The sequence below is a fragment of the Sunxiuqinia sp. A32 genome (assembly GCF_052690465.1).
Genome location: NZ_JBQYLI010000001.1, coordinates 529365 through 535868, shown reverse-complemented (window position 1 = coordinate 535868; position 6504 = coordinate 529365). Strand labels below are relative to the sequence as shown.

The following is a 6504-nucleotide window of genomic DNA, read 5'->3' as shown; positions in this document are numbered from 1 at the left end:
CAGGCGTTTGCCCCGGAACCGGTTGATGGTATTGTGGTCTGGCTGGCTCATCCCGCTTATCCACATAAAATGGATGTTTTCTTTTAACGAGTCCTCTATCTGACGGCTCGAATAAATGTTCCGAAGGTAAGCGTAGACCAACACCTTTAACAACATGCGCGGATGGTAACCCGAACTCCCGCCGCCCGGGTAAGTATCCAGGATCGACTGGATATCGACCTTATCAATGATGCTGTCAATGATGCGTACCGGGTGTCCCGACGGGACCAGCTGATCAATATTCGGGGGGAACAGCATCGATTGTTTATCAAGATAAGGCTTGAACGGTATTTTCTTGTATCTCCTTGTCATGCCTGAAGATACTAAATCACTGTAAATCAACAAAAGCGAAGATTGATAACTTTCAATCTTTTTCCCACTCTTCGCTGAAAATAAAAAGAGGCCATCTCTTTTGAGACAGCCTCCTTATATCTAAAAACTAATTTGTTTCTATTTTGCGTAATTCACAGCACGTAACTCCCGAATTACTGTAATTTTAATTTGTCCGGGATAGGTCATTTCATCCTGAATATGCTTCGCAATGTCGTATGATAATTGTTCTGATTCTTTATCAGTGATTTTATCACTTCCAACAATCACGCGTAATTCACGTCCTGCCTGAATAGCGTATGTTTTCAATACACCTGGATAGGACAGAGCCAAATCTTCAAGAGCTTTTAAACGCTTAATATAAGACTCAACAACTTCGCGGCGAGCACCAGGACGCGCTCCTGAGATCGCATCACAAACCTGTACGATTGGAGCTAATAAACTTTCCATTTCCACTTCATCGTGGTGAGCACCAATTGCATTGGCAATATCTGGTTTTTCCTTAAACTTCTCAGCCATTTTCATACCCAACACAGCGTGTGGTAATTCTGGCTCATCATCTGGCACTTTACCAATATCATGAAGCAAACCAGCTCGTTTCGCACGTTTAGGGTTCAATCCAAGTTCGGCAGCCATAATTGCACATAAGTTGGCAACTTCACGTGAGTGTTGAAGCAAGTTTTGTCCGTAGGAAGAACGGTATTTCATTTTACCAATCATACGAATCAATTCCGGATGTAATCCGTGAACACCAAGGTCAATAGTAGTTCGCTTACCAGTTTCAATGATTTCTTCTTCAACCTGCTTTTTCACTTTTTCAACCACTTCCTCAATACGGGCAGGGTGAATACGTCCATCAGTTACCAATTGATGTAAGGCCAAACGGGCAATCTCTCTACGTACCGGATCGAATCCAGAAAGAACAATTGCTTCAGGTGTATCATCAACAATAATCTCAACACCAGTTGCAGCTTCAAGCGCTCGAATATTGCGTCCTTCGCGTCCAATGATACGACCTTTGATTTCGTCACTTTCAATGTGGAAAATAGTAACTGCGTTTTCAATTGCTGTTTCTGTAGCCACACGTTGAATCGTTTTTACGACTACCTTTTTGGCTTCTTTATTCGCAGTAAGCTTCGCCTCTTCCATTATCTCATTGATATAAGACATGGCTTCAGTTTTCGCCTCTCCCTTCAAGGATTCCACCAACTGATTTTTCGCTTCCTCTGCAGACATTCCGGAAATTGCTTCCAACTGATCTACTTGCTGACGATGCATTTTCTCCAGCTCTTCTTCCTTTGTTTGAATTACGTTTAGCTGGTTTGTCAGGTTCTCACGAATAACATCAACATCTTTTTTGTTGATCTCAAATTCTTTTAGTTTTCTCTGAAACTCTTCTTTACGCTGCAGGAAAGCACTTTCCTTTTGTTTTAGTTTATTTTCGAGTACATTAATCTTATTATTCTTCTCATTAATGTACTTTTCATGCTCAGATTTAAGTTGAAGGAATTTTTCCTTGGCTTGTAAGATCTTATCTTTCTTTATAACCTCTCCTTCAGATTCAGCCTCCTTAATTATTTTCTTTTTCTTCCCCTGGACGGCCTTGTCCCACAAAAAATAGGATAACGCACCACCACCCAAGAAGCCAGAAACTGCGTATATTAATATTTCCATATCATAATGTATTAATTAATAAAAAAGCCTTGCAATTAATTTCCTTCAGCCATGTTGAAGAAGAATCAAAAGCGGGCTTTGACTATATTGTATTTAATCGTTCAATGACAAATAATCAGTTAACTCTTCATCGAGTTGTTTTATTTCTTCTATAAAAGGAGAATCGTCTGCTTTTTCTTCCATTTCCAAATTCTTCACTACAAATTGGAAAGCAGTCATTGCAAGAAAGTCCTGAGAATCGTGGTTAGCGTATTTTTTTCTGTACTGAAGAATAATCTCGTTCAACATTTTAGCAGCTTTCCTGTAAATCTCCTCTTGTTCTCTATCGATCTTTAACGGATAAACCCGACCATCGATTTTTATTGTTATAGAAAGCTTGTCTGCCATTTTATTGATGCATTACACGTTTAATTGAGCAATACATTTATCAATTTCCCGCACTATTTTATTTATCTTTTGCTTTGCCTCCTGCTTTTCAGCAAATGAAGCAGTAAAAACTTTTGCTAACTTTTGATCATCATACTTTTTGACCAGCGACTCATTTTCCCCCTGAAGTCTGGCAAGTTCTTCGTTCAATTCATGAAGCTGATCTGTCAACTGCTTATTCTTTTCTTTTAAGCGATCATGTTTTCGGATCAGCAATTTGAATTTTGCCTTAAATTCATCGAGTAAAACTTGTTCTTGCTCGGTCATTGCTGCATGCTTTCTTGGACAAAATTAATATTTTTGCCCAATTGTTAACACTAAGATAAGTTTATTTGTTAAAACCCTTAAGGCTTTGAACAATTCTTTGCATGTTAAGTTTTAAGACAAAACCCTTTAAAACCAACAGGATTTTATGAAGTTTTTCTTTTTTGTTTTGTTAATACTGGTTTCACAACATATTTTTTCACAAAAGTTCGATAAAAATTACTTCTCTCCGCCACTAAAAATTCCTCTGCTTTTAACCGGAAATTTTGGGGAATTGAGAAGCAATCATTTCCATTCGGGCATAGATATTAAAACTGAAGGAAAAACCGGGCTTCCCGTTCATGCATCTGCTGAAGGCTATGTTTCAAGGATCAATGTTTCCCCCAGCGGATTTGGGCTTGCAGTGTATGTCGATCACCCAAACGGAACAACTACCGTATACGGGCATCTCTCAAAACTTCGGGATGATTTACAAAAATATGTTCGTAATATACAATATCAACGAGAATCTTTTCGAATTGATTTAAATGTTCCCAAAAATAAGTTTCAGGTAAAAAAAGATGAAATTATCGCCTACAGTGGAAACTCAGGCAGTTCCGGAGGGCCTCATCTACATTTTGAAATTAGAGAAACTATCAGCCAGCATCCTCTAAATCCTCTGACATTTAGTTTTCCTATTAAAGATGAAATGAAACCAAAAATTCTTTCGCTTATGATTTATCCTTTATCGGACGATTCTCATGTTGGCGGAAAACAGCAGCCACAGCGTATTGAAACTGTTTATTACGATGGCGCTTATCATTTAAAAGGAAATCCCACATATTCTGTTTTTGGCGATATTGGATTTGGCCTTCAAGCTTTGGATTATTTAGATGGAAGTTGGAGCAAATGCGGCATCTATCAAATAAAGCTATTCGTGGATGGCCAAATGATCTATGATTTTAAAATGGATGAATTGAGCTTTGATGAAACACGTTATATAAACAGCCACATCGATTATGAACATTATCGTACTCAATGGAGAAAGTTTCATAAAAACTGGTTGGAACCTGGAAATAAACTGAATAATTATCATCAGGTTATAAATAGTGGTATTTCAAACTTATCAGATGGTAAGCTTCATCAGGTGAACTATGAAATAGAAGATGCCTATGGAAATACCAGCAAATTATCCTTCCAGATTAAATCGAAAGAAACGCAACTACTGCATGCAAAGCAAAATGGGTACCGAGTTTACTTTGATAAAAAATCAACAATTTCAACAAATGATTTTGAAGCTGATTTTGAAGCCGGAACTTTTTATAGTGATTATACATTGGAAGTCAACTCGAAACCATCCAACAACTTATATTACTCCAACATTATTCATTTGCACAATCCGACGATTCCGGCACATCAATACTTTAATATTAAAATAAACCCCACTACTTTACCAGACACCCTGCAAGACAACGCCTTAATTGTAAACATTGATGATAAAAGCGGAAAAAAATATGCGATGGGTGGATCATTTAAAAATGGATGGGTAAACGCAAAAATTAGATCGTTGGGAAGCTTTGCAATTGATGTTGATACAATTGCACCGATTATTAAATCTCTTAGTATTCGTGCCAATAATAAACTAATTGAGCAGAGTCGTATTCGATTTAAAATCAGCGACGATCTATCAGGCGTTAATACATACCGTGGTGAGATTGATGGGAAATGGATTCTATTTGAATACGATGCTAAGAATAATCTATTGGAATACACCTTTGATCCAACCCGAATTCAATACAAACAAAATCACAATCTAAAATTAACCGTTTCTGATGCCAAGGGAAATGAAACAGTTTATAAAGCCAGCATTTATCGATAATTATCGAACATTTAATTCAAGAAGTTGATTGAAAACTGTTAAAAAATAAGAAGAAAGCGATTTTCTGAATTTCGTTTTTGCTGGTGCGGAAAAAAACATACTATCTTTGCCGCGTTTAAAAATTTTAAAATTTAATCATGAAAGCATACGTATTTCCCGGACAAGGAGCTCAATTCCCAGGAATGGGTAAAGATTTGTATGAAAACTCTGCTGAAGCCAAAGAATTATTTGACAAAGCAAACGATATTTTAGGATTCGACATCACCAACATCATGTTTGAAGGTACTGTTGATGATCTAAAACAAACAAAGGTTACACAACCTGCAATTTTTCTGCATTCAGTTTTACTGGCAAAAACCTTGAAAGACTTCACTCCTGACATGGTTGCCGGACACTCTTTAGGAGAATTTTCTGCTTTGGTTGCCAATGGCACCTTAACATTCGAAGTTGGGCTGAAACTAGTTTCTCAACGAGCACTTGCAATGCAAAAAGCTTGCGAAATTGAACCATCAACGATGGCCGCAATTGTTGGTTTAGATGATGCTATTGTTGAAGAAGTTTGTGCTTCAATTGAAGATATTGTTGTTCCTGCTAATTATAACTGTCCTGGACAATTGGTAATTTCAGGATCAATTGCCGGAATTGACAAAGCTTGTGAAATTCTTACAGAAAAAGGAGCACGCCGTGCATTGAAATTAGTAGTTGGTGGAGCTTTCCACTCTCCGCTTATGGAACCTGCTCGCGAAGAATTAGCTGCTGCTATTAAAGCAACTACATTTAGCACTCCGACTTGCCCGGTATACCAAAATGTGAATGCAGCTCCAACGTCTGATCCTGAAGTAATCAAAGAAAATCTGATTGCTCAGTTAACTGCTCCGGTACGCTGGACAAAGACCATGCAAAATATGATTGCAGATGGCGCCACCTCCTGGACAGAAATTGGCCCAGGAAAAGTTTTGCAAGGCTTAATGATGAAAGTTGACCGCAAAATGGAAACTACAGGAGTTAGCAGCTACGAAGCATAATTAGCAACTATATTACATACGAAAGCCATCCATAGCTGGATGGCTTTCTCTTTATATGTATTCAAAATTATCTTCCTCCTCTATATTGTTTTCCGCCTCCATCACCAGAGCATTCAGCATTTTGGGAATTAAAATGTGCCCTATTTCCATTTCCACTTTGGTTTGCATATCCGTATCCCAAAGCACAATTCCCCGAGTTTCCCCTCTCCATTTCACCACTAATTACATCTGAGTAATATTCTTCGGTAAGCAATTGCGGACTGTATATAACATCATTCTGCGCCAATACCCTGGTAAAGGCACGCAAATGATTTCGCGATCCTCTCAATAGGTTTTCATATACTAGACGGATGTTTTCATTTTCCACCTCTTCCAGTTGTTCTTCCAAGTCGAGGATATCCATTTCCTCAACATAAGCTCCAACTTTCAATGCTTCGACCAATGAGACATCACCCGATTCTTTCAAATTAGTGTAAGCTTCCTGCAAGTCAGCATTTGAAAAGACACCGAGCTCATCGGAGGCTGGATCATCAATTTCAAAAGCATCAAGTAACACTAATACTGCAGTCATATGAGTATGCTCGCTGTTCGATATATTGCCAAAAATCCTCAATCCGAACTCATCGTAAAAACTGGTGTATAAATCTGCAGCAAGCTTTTCCTCTTCACGCATCCAAATTAAACCAGCAATCTCATCATCAGTAACATCGACATCATCAATCAATGCCTGCTTAAGACCATCAATTAACATATCAGTATCACCATCTATTCCAACGCTCAACAAAACCTGACTTGCCAATTCTGAACCATTGGTTTCTTCTTTTTCACATCCGGTAAAAAGTGCTATGCTTAATGCAAAAACAAATAATATTTTTCTCATGACTTGTC

7 protein-coding genes are annotated in these 6504 nt (G+C 38.0%); 2 read left to right on the top strand and 5 right to left on the bottom strand.

All coding sequences use genetic code 11. From position 1 onward, the window contains the following. From ACUNWD_RS02010 to ACUNWD_RS01995, 4 genes are all read right to left on the bottom strand, one after another. Positions 1–351 (bottom strand): transposase (locus ACUNWD_RS02010; protein ID WP_445586087.1); only part of this gene is annotated, 351 nt, incomplete at its 3' end. A gap of 138 nt (positions 352–489) precedes the next feature. After that, a complete protein-coding gene (gene rny, locus ACUNWD_RS02005; protein WP_445586086.1) occupies positions 490–2043 on the bottom strand; it encodes a ribonuclease Y in 1554 nt (517 codons plus the stop codon). Between the two features lie 93 nt (positions 2044–2136). After that, positions 2137–2430, bottom strand: a complete 294-nt coding sequence (locus ACUNWD_RS02000) for a cell division protein ZapA (protein ID WP_445586085.1) — start codon at positions 2428–2430, stop codon at positions 2137–2139. A 12-nt stretch (positions 2431–2442) separates the two neighbouring features. Continuing rightward, the gene (locus ACUNWD_RS01995) at positions 2443–2736 is read right to left on the bottom strand and encodes a hypothetical protein (protein WP_445586084.1); all 294 of its coding nucleotides are present in this window, start codon (positions 2734–2736) and stop codon (positions 2443–2445) included. A 145-nt stretch (positions 2737–2881) separates the two neighbouring features. Here ACUNWD_RS01995 and ACUNWD_RS01990 point away from each other — a divergent pair, with 145 nt between their 5' ends. After that, on the top strand, positions 2882–4591 hold the full coding sequence (locus ACUNWD_RS01990) for a M23 family metallopeptidase (RefSeq protein WP_445586083.1): 1710 nt from the start codon (positions 2882–2884) through the stop codon (positions 4589–4591). Positions 4592–4728: 137 nt separating this feature from the next. Next, positions 4729–5616, top strand: a complete 888-nt coding sequence (gene fabD / locus ACUNWD_RS01985) for an ACP S-malonyltransferase (protein WP_445586082.1) — start codon at positions 4729–4731, stop codon at positions 5614–5616. 67 nt (positions 5617–5683) lie between these two features. Here the strand turns inward: fabD and ACUNWD_RS01980 are convergent, their stop codons facing one another. Beyond that, complete coding sequence (locus tag ACUNWD_RS01980) at positions 5684–6496, bottom strand: DUF2202 domain-containing protein (RefSeq protein ID WP_445586081.1); 813 nt, start codon at positions 6494–6496, stop codon at positions 5684–5686. Between the last annotated feature and the right edge of the window lie 8 nt (positions 6497–6504).

What these genes read in the sequence shown, in the direction of transcription:
- ACUNWD_RS01980 (WP_445586081.1), bottom strand. Translation starts at nt 6,496, where the DNA reads ATGAGAAAAATATTATTTGTTTTTGCATTAAGCATAGCACTTTTTACC.
- ACUNWD_RS02000 (WP_445586085.1), bottom strand. Translation starts at nt 2,430, where the DNA reads ATGGCAGACAAGCTTTCTATAACAATAAAAATCGATGGTCGGGTTTAT.
- fabD (WP_445586082.1), top strand. Translation starts at nt 4,729, where the DNA reads ATGAAAGCATACGTATTTCCCGGACAAGGAGCTCAATTCCCAGGAATG.
- ACUNWD_RS01990 (WP_445586083.1), top strand. Translation starts at nt 2,882, where the DNA reads ATGAAGTTTTTCTTTTTTGTTTTGTTAATACTGGTTTCACAACATATT.
- rny (WP_445586086.1), bottom strand. Translation starts at nt 2,043, where the DNA reads ATGGAAATATTAATATACGCAGTTTCTGGCTTCTTGGGTGGTGGTGCG.
- ACUNWD_RS01995 (WP_445586084.1), bottom strand. Translation starts at nt 2,736, where the DNA reads ATGACCGAGCAAGAACAAGTTTTACTCGATGAATTTAAGGCAAAATTC.